Origin of the sequence: Oceanococcus atlanticus (genome assembly GCF_002088235.1) — a bacterium.
GTDB lineage: Bacteria > Pseudomonadota > Gammaproteobacteria > Nevskiales > Oceanococcaceae > Oceanococcus > Oceanococcus atlanticus.
On record NZ_AQQV01000001.1, the window covers coordinates 575,437 to 599,883 of the forward strand.

21 protein-coding genes are annotated in these 24,447 nt (G+C 59.5%); 12 read left to right on the forward strand and 9 right to left on the reverse strand.

Annotated features, from left to right (window positions below; all coding sequences use genetic code 11):
* Positions 1-5 precede the first annotated feature (5 nt).
* Positions 6-1,820 carry a DAHL domain-containing protein gene (locus tag ATO7_RS02680; protein WP_158523009.1) on the reverse strand — a complete coding sequence of 605 codons (1,815 nt, stop codon included), beginning with the start codon at positions 1,818-1,820 and terminating at the stop codon, positions 6-8.
* A gap of 236 nt (positions 1,821-2,056) precedes the next feature.
* Here ATO7_RS02680 and ATO7_RS02685 point away from each other — a divergent pair, with 236 nt between their 5' ends.
* Complete coding sequence (locus ATO7_RS02685; RefSeq protein WP_083559364.1) at positions 2,057-2,551, forward strand: nuclear transport factor 2 family protein; 495 nt, start codon at positions 2,057-2,059, stop codon at positions 2,549-2,551.
* Between the two features lie 8 nt (positions 2,552-2,559).
* Here the strand turns inward: ATO7_RS02685 and ATO7_RS02690 are convergent, their stop codons facing one another.
* The 6 genes from ATO7_RS02690 to ATO7_RS02715 all read right to left on the reverse strand — a co-directional run bounded on the left by ATO7_RS02690 (position 2,560) and on the right by ATO7_RS02715 (position 7,783).
* Complete coding sequence (locus ATO7_RS02690) at positions 2,560-3,234, reverse strand: hypothetical protein (protein ID WP_206044765.1); 675 nt, start codon at positions 3,232-3,234, stop codon at positions 2,560-2,562.
* A gap of 57 nt (positions 3,235-3,291) precedes the next feature.
* Complete coding sequence (locus ATO7_RS02695) at positions 3,292-4,029, reverse strand: hypothetical protein (RefSeq protein WP_083559366.1); 738 nt, start codon at positions 4,027-4,029, stop codon at positions 3,292-3,294.
* A 154-nt stretch (positions 4,030-4,183) separates the two neighbouring features.
* Positions 4,184-5,215 carry a 4-hydroxy-2-oxovalerate aldolase gene (dmpG, locus tag ATO7_RS02700; RefSeq protein WP_083559367.1) on the reverse strand — a complete coding sequence of 344 codons (1,032 nt, stop codon included), beginning with the start codon at positions 5,213-5,215 and terminating at the stop codon, positions 4,184-4,186.
* A gap of 10 nt (positions 5,216-5,225) precedes the next feature.
* Positions 5,226-6,137, reverse strand: coding sequence for an acetaldehyde dehydrogenase (acetylating) (locus ATO7_RS02705; RefSeq protein WP_083559368.1), 912 nt, complete (start codon positions 6,135-6,137; stop codon positions 5,226-5,228).
* A gap of 30 nt (positions 6,138-6,167) precedes the next feature.
* A complete protein-coding gene (locus tag ATO7_RS02710) occupies positions 6,168-6,965 on the reverse strand; it encodes a fumarylacetoacetate hydrolase family protein (protein WP_083559369.1) in 798 nt (265 codons plus the stop codon).
* Positions 6,962-7,783, reverse strand: a complete 822-nt coding sequence (locus ATO7_RS02715) for an alpha/beta fold hydrolase (protein WP_083559370.1) — start codon at positions 7,781-7,783, stop codon at positions 6,962-6,964. Before ATO7_RS02715 ends, ATO7_RS02710 begins: the two co-directional genes overlap by 4 nt.
* A 193-nt stretch (positions 7,784-7,976) precedes the next feature.
* Here ATO7_RS02715 and ATO7_RS02720 point away from each other — a divergent pair, with 193 nt between their 5' ends.
* The 10 genes from ATO7_RS02720 (at position 7,977) to ATO7_RS02765 (ending at position 20,145) form a co-directional block, all read left to right on the forward strand.
* Positions 7,977-9,416 (forward strand): WS/DGAT/MGAT family O-acyltransferase, encoded by a 1,440-nt coding sequence (locus tag ATO7_RS02720; RefSeq protein ID WP_083559371.1) that lies wholly within the window; start codon positions 7,977-7,979, stop codon positions 9,414-9,416.
* The gene (locus ATO7_RS02725; RefSeq protein ID WP_083559372.1) at positions 9,413-10,183 is read left to right on the forward strand and encodes an SDR family oxidoreductase; all 771 of its coding nucleotides are present in this window, start codon (positions 9,413-9,415) and stop codon (positions 10,181-10,183) included. The genes ATO7_RS02720 and ATO7_RS02725 overlap by 4 nt, the downstream gene beginning before the upstream one ends.
* 61 nt (positions 10,184-10,244) lie before the next feature.
* Positions 10,245-12,272 carry a DUF3604 domain-containing protein gene (locus ATO7_RS02730; protein ID WP_083559373.1) on the forward strand — a complete coding sequence of 676 codons (2,028 nt, stop codon included), beginning with the start codon at positions 10,245-10,247 and terminating at the stop codon, positions 12,270-12,272.
* Between the two features lie 9 nt (positions 12,273-12,281).
* Complete coding sequence (locus tag ATO7_RS02735; RefSeq protein ID WP_083559374.1) at positions 12,282-13,193, forward strand: peptidyl-prolyl cis-trans isomerase; 912 nt, start codon at positions 12,282-12,284, stop codon at positions 13,191-13,193.
* Positions 13,115-14,155 (forward strand): HupE/UreJ family protein, encoded by a 1,041-nt coding sequence (locus tag ATO7_RS02740; protein WP_146680113.1) that lies wholly within the window; start codon positions 13,115-13,117, stop codon positions 14,153-14,155. Before ATO7_RS02735 ends, ATO7_RS02740 begins: the two co-directional genes overlap by 79 nt.
* A gap of 56 nt (positions 14,156-14,211) precedes the next feature.
* Positions 14,212-15,009, forward strand: coding sequence for an outer membrane lipoprotein-sorting protein (locus ATO7_RS02745; protein ID WP_083559376.1), 798 nt, complete (start codon positions 14,212-14,214; stop codon positions 15,007-15,009).
* 214 nt (positions 15,010-15,223) lie between these two features.
* Entirely contained in the window at positions 15,224-15,997 is a 774-nt protein-coding gene (locus tag ATO7_RS02750; RefSeq protein ID WP_083559377.1) for an SDR family NAD(P)-dependent oxidoreductase, read from the forward strand.
* Positions 15,987-18,575, forward strand: a complete 2,589-nt coding sequence (locus tag ATO7_RS02755; protein ID WP_158523010.1) for a TonB-dependent receptor — start codon at positions 15,987-15,989, stop codon at positions 18,573-18,575. The genes ATO7_RS02750 and ATO7_RS02755 overlap by 11 nt, the downstream gene beginning before the upstream one ends.
* A 72-nt stretch (positions 18,576-18,647) precedes the next feature.
* Positions 18,648-19,757 (forward strand): Rieske 2Fe-2S domain-containing protein, encoded by a 1,110-nt coding sequence (locus ATO7_RS02760; protein ID WP_206044766.1) that lies wholly within the window; start codon positions 18,648-18,650, stop codon positions 19,755-19,757.
* Between the two features lie 106 nt (positions 19,758-19,863).
* Entirely contained in the window at positions 19,864-20,145 is a 282-nt protein-coding gene (locus ATO7_RS02765; protein WP_083559379.1) for a hypothetical protein, read from the forward strand.
* Between the two features lie 6 nt (positions 20,146-20,151).
* On the opposite strand, the gene ATO7_RS02770 is transcribed toward ATO7_RS02765, so the two are convergent.
* Complete coding sequence (locus tag ATO7_RS02770) at positions 20,152-21,324, reverse strand: multidrug effflux MFS transporter (protein WP_206044767.1); 1,173 nt, start codon at positions 21,322-21,324, stop codon at positions 20,152-20,154.
* A gap of 140 nt (positions 21,325-21,464) precedes the next feature.
* On the opposite strand from ATO7_RS02770, the gene ATO7_RS02775 reads away from it, so the two are divergent.
* On the forward strand, positions 21,465-21,872 hold the full coding sequence (locus tag ATO7_RS02775) for a hypothetical protein (RefSeq protein ID WP_146680114.1): 408 nt from the start codon (positions 21,465-21,467) through the stop codon (positions 21,870-21,872).
* Between the two features lie 57 nt (positions 21,873-21,929).
* Here ATO7_RS02775 and ATO7_RS02780 read toward each other — a convergent pair whose 3' ends face one another.
* A complete protein-coding gene (locus ATO7_RS02780) occupies positions 21,930-24,260 on the reverse strand; it encodes a thrombospondin type 3 repeat-containing protein (protein WP_083559381.1) in 2,331 nt (776 codons plus the stop codon).
* Positions 24,261-24,447 lie beyond the last annotated feature (187 nt).

Sequence of the window (24,447 nt, forward strand, 5' to 3'; positions counted from 1 at the left end):
CTGGCTTATGCGGCCGCCGCAACCGCGTCATCTGCCGCCGCAACATCCGGTTGCTTCAGTGGCAACCAGACACTGAACTCGCTGCCTTTTCCTTCTATGGATTTCACATCGATGCTACCGCCATGATCTTCGATGATGCGGTAGATGATCGACATGCCCAGCCCCGTGCCCTTACCCACCGGCTTGGTGGTGAAGAACGGTTCAAAAATATGCGCCATGGTCTCTTCACTCATGCCACAGCCGTTATCCAAAATGCGGATATTGACGCCCTCGTTCAGCGCGCTGGTGTGAATGAAGATGCGACCCTCATCGCGCCCGGCCACATCAATGGCCTGCGCGGCGTTGGTGATGATGTTAAGGAAGATTTGATTGAGCTGCGAGGGCGAGCACTCGATGTCGGGCAACTCACCGAAAACTTTCTTGACCTGAATATTGCCCTTGAGATGGTTCTGGCAAATCTTCAACGCGGATTCGATCCCTTTATTCACGTCGAACACGTCATCACGTGAACGATCCACACGTGAGAAATCCTTGAGGCTGGCCACCAACTCTGCAATCTGCTCAAGGCCGTGGTCGGTATCTGCGAGCAGGCTGTCGAGCTCGTCCAGCAACTCACCGGTCGCCAGATCCTGATCCAGCGCAATCGCCATGCTTAAGGCCTCAGCGACGGCCGCTTCGGAATCTGCACCGTTGGCAATCATCTGCAAAGCCTTGCTTTGCTGATTGGTTACGGCTCGCACATCGACCAGTGATGTTTTGACGATGTCGGCGTTGCCGCGGGCATAGCCCAGCGGGGTATTAATCTCATGAGCCACCCCGGCAACCATCTGACCCAGCGAAGCCATTTTTTCCGACTGAATCAGCTGCGCTTGAGAGTTCTGCAACTCTTTCAGAGTGTCGCTGAGATCGCGGGTGCGCTCTTCAACCTGCGCTTCCAGAGTTTCATTGGCGCGATCCAGCTCGATGAAGCTGCGCCGCAGACGCAAGCCCAACCAGGCCAGAATCAGCAGCAAGACCACCGCGTAGGCAACCAGGTATTGCCGATACTCTGCTGCTTCGGAGACACGCGATTCATGCCACTGGGTGTAGATGTCGTTGAGGTCCTTGAGGTGCTGCGCCGTGGGCGCATCAAAGAATTCATCCAGCCTCTCAACCAGTTCGCGCTTGTCAGCAATGACCGATTTGATGGCAAATTCCAGCTGGTCGACCGACTGAGCCAACTCAACCTGGTCCGGCGAAATCGACGCTTTGAGGGTGACCAATTGCGACTGGATACCGTCCAGCAAGCGCTCCTCCGGGCTGGTCGCGATAATGACCGCCATCGCGTCGGTCTGCAGGCGACTCAATAACTGATCAATGTTGCCACCCGCCTCGACCAGGTTTTTCGACTGATTGGTGTACAGCGGCACCGCATCGGCGCTGCGAATCAAGCGTTGAATGATCTGCGAGGAACGGATATCAAAATCAAAGGCCAGCACGAATTTGTCGCCAGCGGTGGCCAGAAACTGATCAAGGGACGCATCGATCTCTTGCGTTAATCCGCGCAGCGAGTTGTCGCCGCTATCAATGTCGTCCATCGCATCGCCCAGGCTGGCGATGATTTCGGATTTGTTGTCGCTTTGCAGCTGCAACGACGACGCACGGTTCAAGGTCATCGCACGGTTCAAGGCCACATCCAGATCATTGATCTTCTGCAAGGCCGCCAGGCGCTCCAGGTGCTTCTGCCCGTCAGCCGCCTGCGTTTTCTGGATCAGAAAACCCAAACCGCCCAACGCTGCAATGACCAGCACAAAGCTGAAGAACAGCTTCACAAACTTCATAACACTCCCCTGTGTCCCCGGTGTCCGCCGTTTGGTCTGCGCCAGCCCGGCATGAGGCCAAGCGCATAGCTTGCAGTGTAGTCGAAAACCCTGCTTCATCCATGCGTAGCAGATCAAAAACCCCTACAAATACGGCTGTTTACACGGCAAATGATTGTCAATCTGGCACAAACGGACGAATTCAGCCGATCACGCAACGCTAAGCTGGAGGGCGGAGACACCACAAGGATTTGCGCATGTCATCAGCGATTGAGCAGCGGCTCAGCCAACTCGAAGCCCTGGACGCCATCCGGCAACTCAAGTCAGCCTATCTGTCCAGCTGCGACGCCAAAGATTGCCAGGGCTTTCGCGATGCGTTCATGGATGGCGCTGTCGATATTGATTACGGGCCGATTGGCTGCTTCGACAATGCTGACGATCTGGTGGCGGTGTTTCGCCAAATCGCCTGCCATCCGCACATGCTGGAGTGGCACCATGCCAGCAATCCGCAGATTGAGCTGCTGGCCAGTGATCATGCGCGAGGCCACTGGAGCTTGCAGTATCAGCTCATCAACACCCAGGACAATACGCTGACCCAGATTGGCGGCGAGTATGTTGATGAATATCGCCTGACCGAGGCTGGCTGGAAAATTTCAGCAACTCGCTTTGCTCCGCGCACCACATTGGTTCTGGCCCTGCAGGACGGCCAGCTGAATTGCCCGGTGATGGGTTCACCTCCGGCTGCGGCCTGACATCCGCGCTATTCGCGCAGCTTCACGAACACCTCGCCATCGCGCACTTCGATGTGCTCCACACCATCAGCAAAGGCTTGCCAGAAGCCGCCCTGGGCGCCGAACTTCTCCACCAGATCCACGTTCTTGAGATGACCCAGCCAGGCGTTGGGTAACGGCACGCCCCAGGCGCTCACGCCTTTGAGCACGATCACCGGACGGCGCTCACGAAACGCCACTTCCAGCCCCGCATTCATGCGCAGGGTCTGGCCACCAAGAATGGGAAAATCCGGGTCCAGCGGCAACACCAGACGGGCGCTGGCCAGCTGATCTGACAGATCGATTGCCAGCTTGCTGGCCAGTTCGGTGTTCTTGGCCAGCAGCGCATTGAGCTCGCGCTCCTTGAAACGCACCTCGCGGCTCGCACCATCCTCGCTGTAAGCCTGCGGTTCCAGCGCCTCGGCAGACGCCACCTCCGGGAAGGCGTCCTGCTGATATCCCAGGGCACGCAGCTTGTGGTTGAGCTCAAGCTTCTCGGAGGCACGCAGCTCCACCGGCTGGAGTTGGGACGGAAACAGCCACCACCGGGCCACCATGATCGCGACCAGCAAGGCCACCAGCACGGCGGAGAACACAATCAGGAAAAGCTTGATTCCCGAACGTTTGGGTCGATCCTGCGCAGGCATTGTGGGGTGCGTGTCCATGCCATCTCCGAATGATTGTCCAGGCTATTGATAGCACAGCCCAGCCTGCGCGCAAGGCTATGGCGCAGCGGTGGCAATCGGCGTGTGCAGGCGCTGCTGAATCTCATCATCCTGGCTGAAGCGCGCGAAAGGGTCGCCGTCGAACTCGGCATACGGGTTGTAGCCTAGGCGCAGCACATCCTTGTAAAACATGTTCTGGGTCGCACGCCGGGCAAACCCGCGCATATTGCGTGGCGTGTGCTGTGCAAGGTAGGCGCTGAGCAGTTCGCCATAGGCTTGGCGCCGTTCAAGCAGCGCCAACAACTCGGCCCGTTCAAGTTCACGCAAATCCGGTCGCGCCTGCAATTCAGCCAGGCCTTTTGCGGTAAACGCCGGCACCTGCAGCAAGGCATCGTAAGCTTGCTCGGAAGCGAGCAGGGCTTTGGCTTTTTCCAGGCTGTCGGCACTGCCAAGACGCTGCTGCACGGCCTGAAAGTGCGGCCCGCTGTCAGTGCGCAAGCGCAGGCTCACAAAATGCTCAGCCTGACGGTAAACCAGGGCACCGTCGTGCTCGTAGAGCAGCGGGTGCCGGCTCAGATTTTCGGCGATCAGCGTGCCATCCTCAGCACGGTAGACGTCGGCGATAGTCAACGCGTCATCGCCAACCACATACCGCTTGATGTTGCCGTACAGCGGATTAACCAGATACCAGGCGCTCTCATCCGGCGCCGCGGGCTGGGCCGGCGCAGCGCCCATACCGCCCGCCAGCGCGACAAACACCACCAGCCGCAATACGCCAAACACACGCTTGTTCATCGCCCATCTCTGCCTCACCCAAAACTGGGTTTAGCCTAGTCGCTGAGCCGGCCCACGGTTGTCCCGAATCCATGGGACACACCGCCTTGAGGCCGGCAATCGAAACCCAAGGCTGTGATCCGCATCACACGCTCAAGCGTGCGGCACGCTCGTCTCAGGCGATCAGTCCGCGTTCCTTGGCCATGGTCAGGGCTGCATCTTCAATCATGTCTTCCTGACCACCCACCATCTTGCGCTTGCCCAGATCGATCAGAATCTCGCGCGCCGGAATGCCGTATTTTTCTTCCGCCCGTTTGGCAAACAGCAGGAATGAGGAATATACCCCGGCGTAGCCCAAGGTCAGCGCGTTGCGGTCGATGCGCACCTGGAAATCCATGATCGGAGTGACCAGATCTTCGGCCACATCGGAAATCTTGAACACATCCACGCCGGTTTCGATACCCATGCGCTCGCACACCGCCACGAACACCTCCATGGGTGTGTTGCCAGCACCGGCCCCGAGGCCACCACAGGCGGCATCGATGCGGCGTGCCCCGGCCTCGACCGCAGCAATGGAATTGGCCACGCCCATGGACAGGTTGTGATGGCCGTGGAAACCGATTTCGGTGTCCGGATGGGCCTTTTCACGCAGCAGGGCAACCCGCGATCTCACATCCTCGGGCAACATGTAGCCGGCCGAATCGGTGATGTACAGGCAGTTGGCGCCGTAGCTTTCCATGAGCAGGGCCTGTTCAACCAACTGCTCGGCCGGAATCATGTGCGCCATCATCAGAAAGCCGACGGTGTCCATGCCCATCTTGCGCCCCAACGAGATGTGCTGCTCGGACACATCAGCCTCGGTGCAATGTGTTGCCACACGGATGGTGCTGACCCCGCAATCATGGGCCATGCGCAGGTGATCGACGGTGCCAATACCCGGCAGCAGCAAGGCCGAAACCTTGGCCTGCTTGAGACCGGGGATCACCGCACGCAGATATTCTTCATCGCTGGCGGCAGGAAAACCGTAGTTGACCGAGGCCCCGCCCAGGCCATCGCCATGAGTCACTTCGATCAGCGGCACACCGGCCGCATCCAGCCCCTGGGAAATTGATTTCATCTGATCAATGGTGATCTGATGACGCTTGGGGTGCATGCCGTCACGCAAGGACATGTCATGCACTTTGATCTGGGTTCCGTTCAAGTCCATGGCAGTGTCCTCAGGCAGCAGCGGGTTCGAAATTCAGACGTCCGGCACGCATCTCTTCGGCAAACATCTCTGCCGTGCGCGCCGCAGATGCGGTCATGATGTCCAGGTTGCCGGCGTACTTGGGCAGGAAATCGCCCAGGCCTTCCACTTCCAGGAACACGGTCACCCGGTTGCCGTCAAAGACCGGCCCGTTCTTGAGGGTGTAGCCGGGCACGTATTTCTGCACTTCGGCGATCATGTCGTGCACCGACTGGGTGATCGCCGCCTGATCCGGCTCGTCCTCGGTCAGGCAATGAATCGTGTCACGCATGATCAGGGGCGGATCGGCCGGGTTGATCACGATGATGGCTTTGCCCTGCTTGGCACCGCCGATCTTCTCGACCGCACCGGAGGTGGTGCGGGTGAACTCATCGATGTTCTTGCGCGTACCCGGGCCGACCGACTTGGATGACACGGTGGCCACGATCTCGCCGTACTTGACCGGTTGCACCCGCGACACGGCGTAGACCATGGGAATGGTCGCCTGGCCACCGCAGGTCACCATGTTGACATTGGGCTCGCGCTTGCCGGCATGTTCAGCAAGGTTGATCGGCGGCACGCAGTAGGGACCAATCGCGGCCGGGGTCAGATCAATCATCATCACGCCCAGGGCGGTGAGCTTGTCTGAGTTGTCTTTGTGCACATAGGCCGAGGTGGCATCAAACGCGATCTTCACCTCATCCTCAAGCACATGCGGCAGCAGGCCGTCGACACCCTCGTGGGTGGTTTTCAAACCCAGGTCGCGGGCCCGCGCCAGGCCTTCGGATTCGGGTTCGATACCCACCATCCAGACCGGGTTCAGCAGCTCCGAACGCTTGAGTTTGTAGAGAAGATCGGTGCCGATATTGCCGGAACCGATGATCGCGCAATTGATTTTGCTCATGACAGATTCTCGATCCGCGTAAACGCGGATTTAATCGATGAAGCGGATGGCGGCATCGCCGATGCCGGAAATCCGCAGGGTGTATTCGTCGCCGCTGACGATGGGCAGCAGCGGGGCCAGCGAGCCCGACAGAATCATCTCGCCAGCCAGAAACGGAATGCCGAATTCGCCCAGCGTGTTGGCCAGCCAGGCCACGGCTGCGGCCGGATGCCCCTGCACGGCACTGCCCAGCCCTTGTGCGACCTCTTCACCGTTACGCCACACCGTCATCGCCGCCGCCGCCAGATCCAGGCTGCGCGGATCGACCCGCTCTTCACCGACCACGAACACGCCACACGAGGCGTTGTCGGCTACGGTGTCCTGAATCTTGATGGTCCAGTCGTCAATACGGGAATCGACGATCTCGAAGCAGGCCGAAACGTAGTCGGTGGCATCCAGCACATCCTCGGCGCTGATCCCCGGCCCACGCAGGTCCTGCTTCAGACGAAACGCGATCTCGCCCTCGGCTCGTGGCTGGATCAGCCGCTGTTCGGCCAGGCTCACGCTGGCGCCATTGGACATTTCCATCACGTTGGTCAGGAAACCGAAATCCGGCTGATGCACGCCGAGCATGTCCTGCACGGCTTTACTGGTCACGCCGATCTTCTTGCCGACCACCCGCTCGCCTTCAGCCTTGCGCCGCTCGAGCATGCGCAGCGAGATACGGTAGGCCTCCTCGATGCTCAGATCGGGGTGGCGACTGGTCAGCGGCGACAGGGTGCGGCGCTCACGCAGGGCCGCAAACAGTTCATCGCCGAGCGCGGCGATCAATTCAGGGCAAAGCGTCATGAGTGATTCAGAAAGTCGATGCAGCTGCGATTGAAAAAGTCCTGATGCTCAACCATCACCCAGTGACCACACTGGTTGACCAGCACCATCTTGCAGTCGGCGATACCCGCCGCCACTTTCTGCGCGCCTGACAAAGGATTGAACTGATCGTTCATGCCCCAGAACGCCAGCGTTGGGCACTTGATCTCCCCCAGACGCTCTGTGTAGTTGGGCACGCGCATGGTCGACAGCACGGTCGACGGTTGCAGGGCACACACCGCGACGCGCTCGTTGACCACCGCATCGCTGACCTGCGTGGCGTCAAACAGCTGGAAGCCGAGCAGTTTGCGCATGCTGTCGTGATCCAGCGGGCCCTGGGCGAACAGCGCCATCATGCGCTTGATGCCTTCCATCTCGAAATAGGCTTCGCGCTCCTCGACTCCACCCGGCGCCATCAGAATCAGCCGCGACACCTCATCGGGATACGCCAGGGCATAGCCGAGCGCGATCGCGCCACCCAGCGAATTGCCCAGCAAGGTCACCGGCCCCAGATCCAGCGCGGCAATAAAGGCGTGCAGCGTGGCGATGAAATAATCGTTGATGTACTGCGCATCTTCGGGTTTGTCAGAGCGCCCGTAGCCGGGGAGATCCGGCACGATGCAGCGGTATCCGGCGGCCGCCAGCTGCGGGTAGTTCATCTTGAAATTGCTGTAACCGCTGGCCCCGGGGCCGCTGCCGTGCAGAAACACCACGGGCTGGCCCTGACCTTCATCAAGGTAATGAATCTTCAGGCCATTGGCGTTGACATAGTGGGCTTGCGGTATCGGCAATTCGGACATCGACGGGCATTTCCAGCAGTTGAACGGGCACGGCGCAGACCGTGCGCAGCGCTGATCATTGTTCGATTTCACCGGTGTTGCAGCTTCACCCGATTGGACTACGGTCCAAACGGACCACGCGGCGACAGAATTTGGCGCTAAGCTTGCTTACCTTAGAAACAACAAAACGGCCTCAGACCGCCTTGGGAGACCCATGAATCTGCTCAATCCGCTCGATGCGTCCTTCGTGCGCATGGAAAGCAAGCGCACGCCCATGCATGTGGCGGGGCTTATGATCTTCCAGCTGCCTGACGATGCGCCGCCTGACTATCTCAGCGAGCTGTTTGCCTACATGCGCAGCCGCCCGGTCATCAACCCGCCTTACAACTGGCGGCTCAAACCCGGACGCCGCGCGCGTCTGATGCCGCAATGGGAAGAGGCGCGCGAGATCGACATCGATTACCACTTGCGGCATTCCGCTCTGCCCCATCCCGGTGGCGAGCGCGAGCTGGGTGTACTGATCTCACGGCTGCATTCCATCCCCATGGACATGACCAAGCCGCTGTGGGAATGCCATCTGATCGAAGGTCTGGAGAACCGCCGTTTCGCGGTCTATCAGAAGGCCCACCACAGTGCCGTGGACGGCTTCTCCGCGATCAAGATGATGAACAACTGGCTGTCCGATGATCCCCACGAGGCCACCGATGCCGGCCCCTGGTCGCTGCCCCAGCCGGCCCGCAAAACCTCCGTGCCGAAAAACGTCAACGCCAATGACATGGTCAAAAACGCGCTGACGATCAGCGGCAAGAATCTGCAGGGCTCGCTCAAGCTGGTCAAAAAGATGCGTGAGATGGCGCGCACCGCAGACAACCCGCACGGTGGCCTGCCCAATCTGCTGGACATACCCCGCACCATCTTCAACGGCCGCATCACCAAGCACCGCCGCGTGGCCACCCAGTGGATCGAGATGGAACGCGCCCGTGCGATCAGTAAGGCCGCCGGCACCACGGTCAACGATGTGTGTCTGGCCGTGCTTGGCGGGGCTTTGCGGCGCTATCTGGACGAACAAGGTGCGCTGCCCGACAAAACGCTTTACGCCTCGGTGCCGATCGGTTTGCCACACCTCAACGACAAACCCGGTAACCGTGTGGTCGGCTTTGTCTGCCCGATGGGCACCCATCTGTCCAACCCGGCCGAGCGTCTGTCCTACATCAACGCCACCACCTCGGACACCAAGGCCAAAATGGCGTCCTTGCCCAATGAGGCGTTGAATCAGTACTCGGTTATCGGCATTGGTCCGATGATGCTGGGCCAGATGACTGGCCTGAGCCAGAAGCTACCGCCGATGTTCAACGTGACCGTGTCCAACGTGATTGCTGCCAAGAAGCCGCTGTATTTCCGCGGCTCGCAGATGGAAGCGATATATCCGGTATCACTGCTGTTTGACGGCCATACGCTCAACGTCACCATCGTTGGCTATGCCGACAGGATTCTGTTCGGCATCGTCGGCTGTCGCGACACCATCCCCAATCTGCAGCGCATTGCGGTGTATGTGCGTGACGCCCTGGATGATCTTCAAAGCGCGGTCGAAGCCCCCAAACCACGTCGCAAAACGGCGTCGGTGCGCAAGAAGAAAACGGCCGCAAAAGCATGACCGCCCGCACCACTCAGATCGTTCTCATCACCGGAGGCGCCAAGGGCGTCGGCCTGGGTATCAGCCGCTCTTTTCTGGCCCGTGGCGCGCAGGTCATCATCACCGCCCGCAACGCGCCCGAAAACCCTGTCGAGGTGGACGGTAACCAGGCGGAATTCATCGCCGCCGACATCCGCGACGCCGAAGCCTGCAAAGCGCTGCTGGCCGACATCGCGGCGCGTCATGGTCGCCTTGATGTGCTGATCAACAATGCCGGCGGCTCGCCTTTCGCCATGGCGGATGCGGCCTCACCGCGCTTTCATGAGGCGATCATCCGGCTCAACCTGCTTGCCCCGCTGAACCTGGCCCAGGGCGCCAACGCCTTGATGCAGCAGCAGGACCATGGCGGCGTCATCATCAATATCGGCAGCGTCAGCGCGGACCGTGCCTCGCCCGGAACTGCGGCCTACGGTGCGGCCAAGGCCGGCCTGCTCAATCTAACCCAGTCACTGGCCGTGGAATGGGCGCCCAAGGTGCGCGTGGCGGCGGTCAGCCCCGGGCCGGTGCTGACCGAGCAGGCCCATCTTCATTTTGGAGATGAGGCCGGCATTGCCGCTGTTGCCAGCAGCATTCCGATGCAACGTCTGGCCCAGCCGGATGACATCGGCAATGCCTGTGTGTGGCTGGCCTCCGACCAGGCCGCGTACGTATCCGGCAGCAATATCGTGATCAATGGCGGCGGCGAGCGCCCGGCCTTCCTCGACAAGGCCACCGTGAACAAAACATAGGAGCGACCGGGTGACCTGAATCACCCGGCGATTCCGCCCGTACGCGACATGAGGAGACACCATGCACACCGCGTCCATTCGTCTGGCCATCGCCGCCAGCTTTCTGGCCCTGCTTGGCTGCCGCACCTCGCAGGACCCGATTCCTCAGCCGACAACGCCGCCCGGCGTGCCGGATGTCGCCGATGCGCAGCGCGTCTGCAATGATCACAATCCGCTGAAGAACCCCTACTTTGGCGATCTGCATGTGCACACGGTGTACTCGCTAGACGCCAACACCCAGGGCACCATCATCAGTCCGGATGAGTCCTATCGATTTGCCAAGGGCGCCAGGCTGGGCATCCAGCCCTACACCGAGGATGGCGAACCGCTGCGCTATGCACAGCTCAGCCGCCCGCTGGATTTCGCCGCGGTCACCGACCATGCCGAACTGTTCGGCGAAGTGGAAATCTGCACCAACCCGGACTATCTGCAGTACAACGCTCCGGAATGCGTGTTCTACCGCCAGTCACCAGAAAACGCCTTTTTGTTCTTCAATCTGGTCGCGGTGGGCCTGCCCGACCTGTCGCAGACCCCGGTTGCCGCCCTGCCCATCATCAATTCCCTGCCACTGATCGGCGCCGATGGCAGCGTGCCGCGCCTGCCCTACTGCGGCCTTGGCGGCGCACAGTGCCTGGATGCCGCGCAAACGCCGTGGAACGACATCCGCCACGCCGCCGATGTGCATTACGATCGCAGCAACGACTGCCAGTTCACCACCTTCGTGGGCTATGAGTGGACCGGCGCGCCGCTGTCCAACAACCTGCATCGCAACGTGATTTTCAAGAGCGATCAGGTGCCGGAGCTGCCACCGGCGTTTCAGGAATACCCCGAACCGGAAAACCTGTGGACCGTGCTCGACGAGCTGTGTCAGCTGGACAAGGACTGCGAGTACCTGACCATTCCGCACAACTCCAATCTCAGCGCCGGTCTGATGTTCGACCCGGTCGACAAGGATGGCGACCCGTACGACAGCGCCGTGGCCGAAGCACGCCAGCGCAACGAACCGCTGGCCGAGATCTATCAGCACAAGGGCCAGTCGGAATGCCTGGGCACCCGCGGCCCGGGTGCCGAAGACGAGCTGTGCGGGTTTGAACTGCTGCCTTACAACAACCTCACCGGCGACCGTTTCGGCGGTTTCAACACCGGTGAGCCGGTGGAGCAGGACTTCCTGCGCGAGGCCCTCAAGGATGGCCTCCGGCTGGAACTGGAACTTGGCGTCAACCCGTTCAAATACGGCTTTATTTCCAGCTCCGATACCCATCTGGGTACGCCCGGCCTGACCACCGAAGACAACTTCCCCGGACATGGCGGCGCTGGCGCGGCAGCCACCGACGAAGTACCGCCTGGCCTGACCGACCTGGTCGAGTACAGCCCCGGTGGGCTGGCCGTGGTGTGGGCCGAACAGAACACCCGCACATCCCTGTTCGAGGCGCTAAGACGCAAGGAAGTCTATGGCACCAGCGGCACCCGCCCGGTGGTGCGCAGCTTCGGTGGCTTTGATTTGCCCGATGACCTGTGTGCACGCGAGGATTTTGTTGCCACCGGCTACCAGCATGGGGTCCCAATGGGGGCTGATTTGCCGGCACCACCGATCAGCTCGGCCGCACCCAAGATGGCTGTCTGGGCCATGGCCGATCCGCAACCCGACCCTCAGGATTCCGGACTGCTGCAGCGCATCCAGATCATCAAGGGCTGGCACGATGCCAGCGGCAAGCACGAGCAGGTCTTCGACATCGCCGGTGATGCCAACAACGGTGCTGCCGTCGACATGACCAGCTGCAGCCCCACGGGCACCGGGTTCGCCGAGCTGTGCGGCGTGTGGGAAGACCCGGCTTTCGATCCGGCGCAAGGCGCCTTCTACTATGCTCGCGTGGTGGAAAACCCCAGTTGCCGCTGGTCGACACGCCAGTGTCTTAAAGCCGGCATATCCTGTGCTGATCCGTCCGCTGTGCCGGAGGAATTCGCAGCCTGTTGCGACAACAGCTACCCGCGCACCGTTCAGGAGCGGGCCTGGACCTCGCCGATCTGGTACAGCCCACAAAATCCATAGCACCTCATCATGCGCGCTTTCGTTCGCCAACCCCTGTTGCATTTCATGCTGATCGGCATCGCTTTGTGGCTGTCATCTGTCTATTTGCAGGATCGTGCAAGCCGCCAGATCGATGCGCCAACCGAACAGGAAATTGCCACCCTGGTGGCCGACTGGAGCAGCCGCCACGGGCGCATGGCCGACGCCCAAGTGCAGGCCGCACTGGTGCGCGAGGAGATCGAACGGCGTCTGGTGTTTGCTGAGGCGCTGCGCTTGGGTCTGCACAGGCACGATCCAGTGGTGTTGGCGCGCCTGTATCAGGATGCCGTTTTTCTCGGCATCGAAGCGCCCGAGGACGAGATGATCAACATGGCCCTGGAACTGCAGCTGCACCGGGGCGACGATCTGATTCGGCGACGCCTGCTGGAGCGTATGCGCAGTTTGATCGTTAGCAACCGACCACCAGCGACCGAGGCCGAGCTTCGTGAGGTGTTTGCCGCCCACCAGGCGCGCTGGACACAGCCCGCACGCATCAGTTTCGAGCACATCTACGTGCGCCCAGCCGACTCCTCCACACAAGCCTGGGCAAAGGCCAAGGACAGAGCCCTGCGATTGCTCAAGACCAGACCCGATGCCCGCGCAGGAGATCCGTTCTTGCACGGCCACAGGTTCGAGCACATGAGCGCTCGCCAGCTCAAGGACACCTTTGGTGGACAGATGCCAGCGCTGCTGGAGCAAGACTCCACGGCTGCATGGATCGGCCCCGTCGCATCGCACTACGGCTGGCATCTGATCAGCATTCAGACCCGTGAGCCGGCCCGCCCAGCGGAGTTCGAGCAGGTCCGGGCGGATGTGCTTGCGTTGTGGACAGCACAAAGCAAACGGCAGCACTTTGCCAAGTATGTCCAAGGTCTGCGCGCACGTTACCGGGTCAATTCATGAACCGAACTCGCCTCATCATTGCTCTGCTGCTGTGCTGGTGCAGCATGCCAGCGGTGGCGCACAAGCTCGCTCCTGCCCTGCTCGACATCACGCCACAGGGCGACAGTGACTATTCCATCCTATGGCGCCTTGGCCTGCAGACACCGCCGTTGACGCTGCAATGGCCTGATGGCTGTAAGGAAGGTCCTCAGACCATCAGCCAGCAGGGCACGGCGCTTGATCGGCGCTACACCCTGAGCTGCGATCAGGCACTGGACGGCCGGACGCTCAACATCGAGGGGCTGGAAGCCGCCCGTACGGCTGTGCTTGTGCGCCTGCACAACGCCCAAAATACGCAGCAAACCCTGGTTACAGCAGCTAACCCCAAGCACCGCTTCTCGGCCCGTCACGCGTCCGACTCAGTCGTGCTGGAATACCTCGTGCTGGGTATCGAACACATCCTGATCGGGCTGGACCATCTGCTGCTGGTGCTCGGGCTTTTCCTGATTACCCACGGGTGGCGTGCGCTTGCGGCCAACGTCACAGCATTCACGCTCGGGCACAGCATCACGCTCGCCGCCGTCAGTCTTGATGCGATCCGCGTGCCCAGCACCTGGGTCGAGTTCACGATCGCCGCCACCATTCTTGCGCTGGCCCTGTCGCTGAGCCGCAAACCCGCGAATCGCGGCGGGCAGCAATGGCTGATCTTCAGCATATTCGGTCTGATTCACGGCATGGGCTTTGCCGGCGTACTGGGCGACATCGGCTTACCCAAGCAGGATTTGCTTGCAGCCCTGCTGGCCTTCAACCTCGGGATAGAAGTGGGCCAGCTTGCCTTCCTGGCGGCGTTAGCAGCGCTCTTCGCATTGGCTGCAAAGATTCACAAACAAGTGAACAAAGCCACGCAAACGCTGGCCGTTTACAGCATGGGCGGCCTTGCCAGCTTCTGGTGTATCGAAAGAGGCCTCAGCCTCTTGAATTAATTGTTGCGGCGCACAAATTAGGTTACTATAGCCATACATTGTTGCGGTGCAGCATCATGAGATTATTGTTTTTATTAGGCTTTCTAGCCATACCCTTCACATCCATCGGGGCGCAGCCTGTGTCCGATGCGGCCTCGGTTATGGCCTGCATGCGGGACAATCTGCCACGTCGGCTGGAAGTGGAAGAATTTGTCGTGCTGTCCTCGTCGCAGGACGGCGCACGCGAAACGCTGGGTGGCGAAATTTTCTTCACCCGCGAGCGCATGAACGGCGATATCGGGCGTGCCCGCGCCATGATGCGCATCACCCAGCCCGCCGCTCTGCGCAATTCGGCTTATCTGATTCTTGAAACCGACGACTACCTGCGAGATGGCATGTTCGTTTACCTGCCAGCTGTTGCCCGCGTGCGTCGCGTCAGCGGCGAAATCGCGGATGGCCGCCTGTTCGGCACCGACATCACCTACTACGATTTCAAGCAGATTCGCAGTGCGTTTGGTGACATGAACGCCGAATATGTCGGCATGAGCAGCACGCAAGGTCGCCCGGTGCATACCCTCAAGCTTTCGCCTGATGAACAGGTTAATGCCGGTTACGACCATCTGATCGCTCAAGTCGACAGCCACACCTGCCTGCCCTTGAGCCTGTCCTTCTATCAGCAAGGTCAGCTGATCAAGGAAGCATCGGTGCCGGCGAACACCATCGTGGCCGACGGCGACCGCTGGTACCCCACCGAGTTCACCTTGCGCGATCTGATCAACGGCAGCCAGTCCACACTGAGAACCATTGGCTTTCGCAGCAGCGAGCAGCTACCGGAGCGACTGTTTCACCCGGCCAGCTTCTATCGCGTGCATTGATGGGCATGCGGCACTGTCACGCCGCGCCCCTCCGAAAAAAGCGCCATAATCCGTAATCCCGTTTGTTGTGGGTTATGGCGTGAATCTCGCCTGAACGGCCGCCTCGTAGCGGCCGTTTTCATTTGACCACTCGCATTCATCCCTATGGACGAGGTCACCGGCCTTGGCTGACAGCAGGATCGTGTCTCAATAAAAGCATTATGAGGAGACACGCGTGGCAGATACCGAATTTCCCAGTGGCGCCGTTCTCGTCTTTGGTGGCAGCGGCGGGATTGGTCAGGAAGTGGCCAAGTCCTTCGGTCTTGCCGGCAGCGACGTGGCACTCACCTACCGCAGCAAGAAAGACGTCGCCGAGCGCGTCGCAAGCGAAATCAGCGGCCACGGCGTCAAAGCCACTGCACACGCAACTGATGTCACCGACCCCCAACAGGTCCAGGCCGCCATCGACGCTGCCGTTGCCGCCCACGGGCGCATCCACAGTGTGGTTTTCGGGGCAGGCCCGGTCGTGGAACAGGTCTTTCTGAGCGAAACCTCGCCGGAGCTCTGGCGACGCTCGATCGAAACCGAGTCCATGGGCTTCTTCAACGTGATGTCAGCCATGATCCCGCACATGCGCGAGCACGGTGGCGGCTCGTTTGTGCATCTGGGCTCCGCCGGTCACGCATGGTGGCCTCACAAGGATGGTCTCTCGGTTGCGCCCAAGGCCGCCAACGAAGCGCTGATCAAAGGCATTGCCAAAGAAGAAGGCGTGAATAACATTCGCGCCAACTCGGTGTTGATTGGGGTGATCGAGGCGGGCATGTTCCTGGAACTGCTTGAGCGTGGTGTGTTTGACGACGCGTGGATCGCAGAAACCCAGAAACTCCTGGCCCTCAAGCGTTGGGGCAAGCCGCAGGATATCGGCAACGCTGCCGTTTTTCTGGCGTCAAACAAGGCCAACTACATCACCGGTCAGCAAATCAATGTGTCGGGCGGCTTTGGGGTCTAGCCGCGGTTGGCTTGCCCCGGCCAGCCTTGCTCTGAGCAGTCTGTTCACGTCCGCAAGTACGCACGCCCAGAACGACGAACTGGATGCCCTTTTCGGCCCTGCACAAACGCCGGCCAAGCCCAGCCCTTCGCCAACGCCAAGCCCGTCGCCGAGCATTTCGCTGAGTGCGCAAACGCCACCTCCAGTGCTGCGAACATCACCCGCAGCGCTGGAGGAAATCATCGTAACCGCGCAGCGGCGAGAAGAATCTCTGCAGGACACACCGATCTCCATCTCAGCGCTGGGCGAGGATGAACTCACGGTCGGTGGGATCGGCGGGCTCGCTGACATTGGCGCCAGCGTTCCTTCGTTACAGATTGAGCCCTTCCCTACCAGCAACGCCACGTTACGTTTCTACATCCGCGGCATGGGCATCATTGATGCCCAGATTACTCAGGACCCAGCCATTGGTGTGTACGCCGATGGTGTATACATCGCGCGCTCCACCGGCACAGCCTTTGAAGTCGCGGATCTGGAGCGCATTGAGGTCCTGCGTGGCCCGCAAGGCACACTTTACGGGCGCAATACCATCGGCGGCGCCATTAACCTGGTCACACGCCGGCCCGATGTCGACGAGACCTCGTTCCGACAGGATGTCACCGTTGGCGACCGCAACCGCATCAAACTGAAAAGCGTGCTGAACGTGCCACTGGCCGACAACCTTGCCGTCAAGCTTGCCTTGGCCGGTAGTCAAATCGACGGCCATGTCGAAAATCTCGGTCCAGGCGGCGACTATGGTGACCGTCGCAGCGTGTCCGGGCGCCTGGACGTACGCTGGTTCCCCGCTGATGCGTGGACCGTTGATTACAGCTATGACCGTAGCGAGATCGACTTCTATAACTATCAGTATCAAGCCGTGTTCACCCCGGAGGGCGACAAAGGTCAACTTGAGCTGATCAAACGCGAAGCACAGGCCAACAGTGTTTTCAGCGATACACGCCTGAACGCGCTGGCCACCGGCATGCCGCTTGAGGAATCAGGAACTCTGATCAATGGCCATGCACTGACTGTGCAGCGGACCTTCGAGCACTTCGACCTCAAGTACATCGGCGCTTATCGCGACCTCAAAGAATCGTTTTATACCGATCTGGGCGGCGGCGCCGGCTCCACCGCTTACCGGCTCGATACTCACCGCTACGACGGCCCGGCGGCTACCAGCCTGCAAGGCGGCCCTACGCCACTGGTCATCCCTTTCATTGCCCAGGACCAGTCATCACATGAACTGCAGATTGTGGGCAGCACACCGACCGGGCATATCGACTACGTGGCAGGACTGTTCTGGTTTGAAGAATCCGCCGTCGAGGACTGGCAACCGATGGTGCATCAATTCAGCGCTGCCGCCAATCCTGTGGCCACCACGCCAGGCCTGGGCGAGCTTGTGAGTGCGCTGGGGCCTCGGCTAGTCGCCTTCAACCGCATATTCAACGAAATTGAAAACGATTCCAGCGCAGTGTTCGGTCAGGCCACATGGACACCGCAGGCCTGGCAACGTCGCCTGCACCTGACGCTGGGCTACCGCTACTCGCGCGACAAGCGTTTCGCTCGCAAGACCAAACAAGCCCCCACATTTGTCGAAATCAACCAGGGTGGCCAGGGCATTGGCATCAACCTTGGCAATCCGCTACCGCTGCCCAGCAACCCATTGACCGACCTGATATTCGACAATGTTTCTCTGGCCGGCGCAGATACCTTTGACGCGGTGCCCGGCCAGATTAAATTCAGCGACAGCTCGTTTTCATTCGTCAGCGCCTTCGATTACAGCGACGATTCCAATCTTTACGCCAAGTATGTCGAGGCCTACAAAAGCGGTGGCTTCAACACCCGCGACCCGCACATCGACGGCAACAATGAGTACGGATTCGGCTTTGGCGATGGCTTCGACAAAGAGAAGGTTCGCAGCTGGGAAATAGGCCTGAAAAGCCTGTGGCTGCAGCGCCGCCTTCGGCTGAATGCGAGCGCGTTTTATACCGACTACCGTGACATGCAAATCAACTTCATTCTGGCCGGCACGGTGTCAGACACAAAAACCACCAATGCAGGCAAAGCCCGTATGTGGGGTCTGGAGACCGATGCCAGCGTGGTCCTCAGCCACAACCTGCGGCTGAGCGGCAGCTATGCCTATCTGAATGCCGACATTACACAAGTGACCGATGCGCTGAGTGGCGAAAATGTCGCGAACCAGTATCAGTTCAATTCAGCGCCGGAACATTCGGTCGCGGCACACATAGATTGGACGTTTGCTCATCTGCAACGCACCAGTCTCACGCTCAATCTGGGCTATCAGTACACCAGCGCGCGCGAAGGCGGTGCAAACGCAGGCGCCCCGGTCGACCTGCCTGCATTTGACCTGGTGAATGCATATCTGGGCACCAGCCCCGCCGCCTGGGGACGCTGGCAGATCAGTGCCGGATTGTGGGTTCGTAACCTGCTCGACAGCGACCACGAAATCAGCGCCATCGACAATCTGCCGCACGCGGATCGCGCGGTGTTGTGGAATGAGCCACGCACCTACGGCCTGGATCTCCGGGTCACGTTCTAGTTCCTTCAAATGGACGAAGCCACAACAACAGCGCGCCCGGACACTGAGCGCCTAAACCAAAGGAAGTACGCCATGGCTGCCGTTATAAAATCGCCCTCGACCATAACCCCGTTGCATGAAATTCAGGCCAAAGCACCGCCTGAGCGTTTCGCACGCGGTTGGCACTGTCTGGGGCTGGCAGAAGACTATAAAGACGGCGAACTTCATCGGCTGGATATTTTCGGCACCCGCATGGTGGTGTTCCAGGGCGAAAGCGGCCAGCTCAATGCGGTTCAGGCCTGGTGCCCTCACATGGGTGCAGACCTGTCGCTGGGCCACGTGGAAGGCGAATCCATCGTTTGTAAATTCCACGCCTGGAAATGGAATGGCGATGGATCCTGCGCTGGTATTCCCTACGCTAAGCGCGTACCGCCGAAGGCCCGCATCAAGACCTGGCCGACCTGTGAAGTGAACAAATTCCTGTTCGTATGGAACGACCCGGAAGGCAAGCCGCCGATCGAAGAGCAGGCCATTCCCGAAATTGCCCAGATCGATGATCCGGAATGGGCCGACTGGTCCGTGGTCAAGTGGAAGATCGACATTAACTGCCGCGAGCTGGTCGACAACATCGCCGACATGGCACACTTCATTCCAGTGCATGGCTCAACCGATGTGGTCTACTTCACCAATATCTTCGAAGGGCACAAAGCAACCCAGATCATGGTGGGTGAAAACGAGCGTCTGGGTGGCAAAGGCAACTACCTGACCACCGTCGCAACCTACTTCGGGCCGGCCTACCAGATCACCCATATGTTCGGCGAAATGAACGGCATGCCGGTGGAGTCATTGCTGATGAACTCGCACACGCCGATCGACAATGACAGCTTCGAACTGCGTTTTGGCGTGCTGGTTAAAAAATTCCCCGGCATGACTGACGAGCAGTGCAATGAAATGGTTCAGGGCTATATTGATCTGACCAACAAAGCCTTCTCTGAGGACGTGGAAATCTGGCACAACAAAGTGCGTGTGGATAATCCCATGCTGTGCGATGGCGACGGACCGATTTATCAGAACCGTCAGTGGTACGAACAGTTCTACCATGATGTGGCTGTGCTTGATCCGAAGCTGCAAGAACGTCAGGTCATCGAGATTGATCGTGGCCTTGAGAACAAACCCGCCATCCATCACGCTCTGGAAAGTTGATTCCAAAAGCTTGAAAAAGCCCGCCATGCGCGGGCTTTTTTGTGCCCGTCTTGGTCTCGCCTGACGCAACGCTTATGCTTAGCATGGGGACACAGCAACACACATCATGGTTTACATCGACCCACGCAAACCGCGCCGTCTTGGAGACAAGGGCCGCGCCGCCAAAGCGCGCGCGATGGCGCGTCAACGAGCTGCTGAGGCAAGACGGCAGAAGCTGCGGTTGCTGGTCCACGGCATCATCATCACCCTGGGCATCTGGGGTTTTCGCCACACCGACCTGAACAGCAGTGACCCATTCGAGTCCGTAACATTGGTACTGATGGATATTCTGTTCTGTATCTACTTGCTGCTAATGGTATTTATTGAGGCCTGGAACCGGGCCAAATAGCCTGCCCTACTCTGCACGCACCCAGCGCAGGAGCAAATAGCCAGCTGTTGCGCACACGGTCATAACCACCGCCATGGGCACAGCCCCATGACCACCAAAATGCCCGACGCCGGCACTGACCACCCCCGCGATTGCAAACTGCATGGTCCCCATCATGGCTGATGCGGTACCCGCACGATCACCAAACGGTGCCATGGCTGCGGCGGTGGAATTCGGGAACGTAAAGCCCAGGCAAGCCAGACACAGCCACAGCGGCGGGATCACGCCCCATACGCCGCCAACCCCAGTCACCGCCATAATGCTCATGAGCAACGCCGAGACCGCGTACGTCCCCAGCGCATAGCCGAGCACACTCTGCGCCCTGAAACGCTCAAGCATGGCGCGGTTGACCTGCGAGGCCAGTATCAAACCGAAGGCGTTGGCACCAAACAAGATGGCGAACTGTGACGACGACAGGCCGAACCCCTCAATAAAAACGAATGACGAGGCCGAGATATAGGCAAACATGCCCGCCTGAGCCACGCCTCCGGACAGTGCGTATCCCATGAACCGTCGATGTGTAAGCACATGACGGTAATTGATCATGGCACTGCCCAGACTCAGCGCCGGCTCACGGCGACGCACATCAAGCGACTCCGGCACGCCAACCATTACCAGCAGCGCGCACAACGCACCAAACGCGGCCAGCAGAACAAACATCGCGGGCCAGTCGAACCAGCTCATCACCAAACTGCCAATAAACGGTGCCAATATCGGCGCCACCCCCATAACCAACACCAGCAGCGACAACACACGAGCCATCTCCTGTGGTGTGCACAGGTCACGCACCACAGCACGCGCAATAACCATACCGGCACAGCCTGTCATGGCCTGAATAAAGCGCCAGAACACCAGCACTTCAATACTTTCGGACATGGCACACGCCAGTGAGGCCAGCGAATACGCGGCAAGCCCCAGGATCAACGGCACACGCCGTCCGAAGCGGTCACTGATGGGGCCATACAGTAGCTGGCCCAGTGCGATGCCGACAAAGAAGGCGGCCAGGGTGAACTGCACCGATGCCGCATCGGTCGAGAAATACGTCTGAAGACGTGGAAAAGCCGGCAGATACAGGTCAATGGACAACGGACCGATGGCCACCACTGCCCCCAAAACCAGAATCAGACGCGCCTGAACCACGATGTTCTCCAACAATCCACTCGGCAATCCACCAGCTTAGCACTGCCAAGCCAGGGGCTGGGTTAACAGCCTGAATTCACGCTTTTTTGACGTGATACACGATGCAATGTGGGGCATCCAAACATCGCCAGTATCTGACCATGCTCCGCCCGACACACAAATTGCTCTTTGCCACAGTCACATTGACGGGCTGCTTTGCCGCACAGGCCCTGTTTGTCGACACCCAGAATACCGCCAGCGCCGCCCAGATCGAACAGCTCACAAGCCGCCTGGCACTGTGCCCGGAATTGTCCCCGTCCGTGGCCACTGCACTGGATCAACACCATGGTTTTTTGCCCGCAACAATCAGCGACGAACTGACCGACCAGATTCGGCAATGCGAACGCCAACGTCGCCATCTACCCAACAACGCTCGCACTCACATGGCTTACACGGCCTTGGCGGCCCTGGCGCATAGCCAGTCCGGCACACGCTATACCGGCGGTGATGCAACGCATCCTGAACATACGCCGCTGCGGCTTAAGCTATCCCAACAGCTGCAGCAGTAACGACCACAAAAAAGGCGGGCTCATGGCCCGCCTTTTCAGTTGAACTGCCGTAACCCGTTACGGCCCGACGTTCTGGATGCAGACGCCGTGAATCTCAAATGTGTCGAGCAATGCCAGTGTTGAAGACACTTCGATTTGAACTTCGTCGTAGTCACGCGTTGGGTTCACGCGAATCATCGATTTTGAGCTGTCACCCAACAAACCCAGCAGATCCAGCCCCAGCAGATTGCCAGCATTGGTAAAAGCTTGCCGTTGCTGACCACCTTCGAACGTCCGAACCGTCACGCCCGGCAACAGATCAGCGAGAAGCAGATCGGCGGTGGGGTTGGACACAATAACTGCAATATCACGCCCGGCGATGTAGGGGTTTTCAGTGCGCCGCTCATCAAGGACCGAAATCGCGCCTCGAGCATCAAGCAGGCCGAGGGTCAGATCTATGCTGCCCGCGGTGTTCAGATCACCATCAATAACACGCCCTCGATTACTGATCGAACAGCCGAGGCAGAGCGTAGATACGAATGTGCGATCGCCCTGAATAACCGGCCCCGCGATGTTTGGATCGCCCGTTGAGACCAGCGGCTGGAAGGCTTCGCCAACACCACAAGATACTTCGGTCAACTCGTCACAGGCATCGCCCACACCGTCGCCGTCGGCATCTGTTTGGTCAGGGTCGGGCACATTCAAGCACTTATCGTCGTCATCCAACACGCCGTCGCCATCGGAGTCCGCCTCACAGGCATCGCCAATACCGTCATTGTCGGCATCGAGCTGATCAGGGTTGGCTACCAGCGGGCAATTATCTGTGCTGTTGTCCTCGCCATCGTTGTCCATATCAGCATCGCAGGCATCACCGGCGCCATCTTCGTCGGTATCTATCTGCGATGCGTTCGGCACCGTGGGACAGTTGTCAAAGGCATCAAGCACCCCGTCAGCCATGGGCGCCCCAGACTCGTCAACATCGGAGTCATCGCACACATCTCCACGAACCGGCAGATCCGGATCGGCCAACTCGGCAGCCTCGTCAAAATTGGCTTGATTCGTGTTGGGCACTTCCGGGCAGTTGTCGACCGAGTCTGCGACCAGATCATTGTCAAAGTCGGAGCACGCGTCCCCCTGACCGTCGTTATCGCTGTCGCTCTGATCCGGATTGGCCGTGAACGGGCAGTTGTCCAGGTTGTCGTCGACGCCATCATTGTCGTCATCGGCATCACAGACATCGCCAAGGCCATCGCCATCGCTGTCAGCTTGCCCTAAATTGGCTACATTCGGGCAATTGTCAACGCTGTCCAGAATGCCGTCAGCATCACTGTCATCACAGGCATCGCCGCGACCGTCGTTGTCCCGGTCACCCTGCAACGGATTGGGATCCACCGGGCAGTTATCAACGTCGTCGACGACAGCGTCACCGTCCTGATCGCCTTCGCAGGCATCGCCAACACCATCCTGATCAGCATCACCCTGTTGTGAATTGGCGACTAGTGGGCAGTTGTCCAGGTTGTCATCAACACCATCCTGATCGTCATCCGCATCGCAAATATCGCCGATGCCGTCGTTATCGAGATCCTGCTGATTCGGGTTTGAGGTGTCCGGGCAATTGTCTACGGCGTCAACGATCTGATCGCCGTCGGTGTCATCACAAGCGTCACCGGCCCCATCAGTATCGCGGTCAGCCTGATCCGGATTGGGGATTGACGGGCAATTGTCAGCGCTGTTGCCGATCCCATCGTTATCCAAATCTCCCGGACACGCATCACCGATACCATCGTTATCGTTGTCTTCCTGCCCTGCGTTCGGCGTCAGCGGACAATTGTCGGCCCCGTCGTCAACACCGTCATTGTCTGAATCATCATCACAGGCATTGCCGACGCCATCGTTGTCTGCGTCGGCTTGCAGCGCGTTCGACAAAGTTGGGCAATTGTCTTCACTGTCCAGCACACCGTCGTTGTCGCTGTCCTGGCAGGCATCACCGACTCCGTCAGAATCACTGTCGAGCTGGTCCGGATTGTTCACCGTGGGGCAGTTGTCCAACTCGTTGCTGACCCCGTCAGCATCGACATCACCCTGCTTGGCGCACACATCGCCGATACCATCATCATCGCTGTCGGCCTGGTCCGGATTGGCGAATGTCGGGCAGTTATCTGACCCATCGGCCACGCCGTCGTTGTCATCGTCGCCATCGCATGCGTCGCCCATACCGTCAGCGTCGGTGTCGGTCTGCAGGGGATTGGCAATGGTCAGACAGTTGTCCGCACTGTCAACGATGCCATCGCTGTCGGTATCAAAAGTCGTGCCGCCGTTAATGCCCGAGTCATCAGACGAGCATGCCATCAGGACGCCGCCCAGCAGCAACGCCATGATCGTGCGTGCATGCGTGTTTTTGAATTCCATTCCCCTACACTCCTAGATACACGTGGAAAGCCACCTGCTCTGATTCAGGTCTGCTTGTGCCCTGCAGCTGGCCCCGTGAAAGATTTGCTCAGTCCTGACCACACGAATTGGCATGGATGACGGTTCCACCCGGTCCGATCATCCGCACAACCCACAAAATGCCTGTAAGTCAGGCTGTTACCCCATA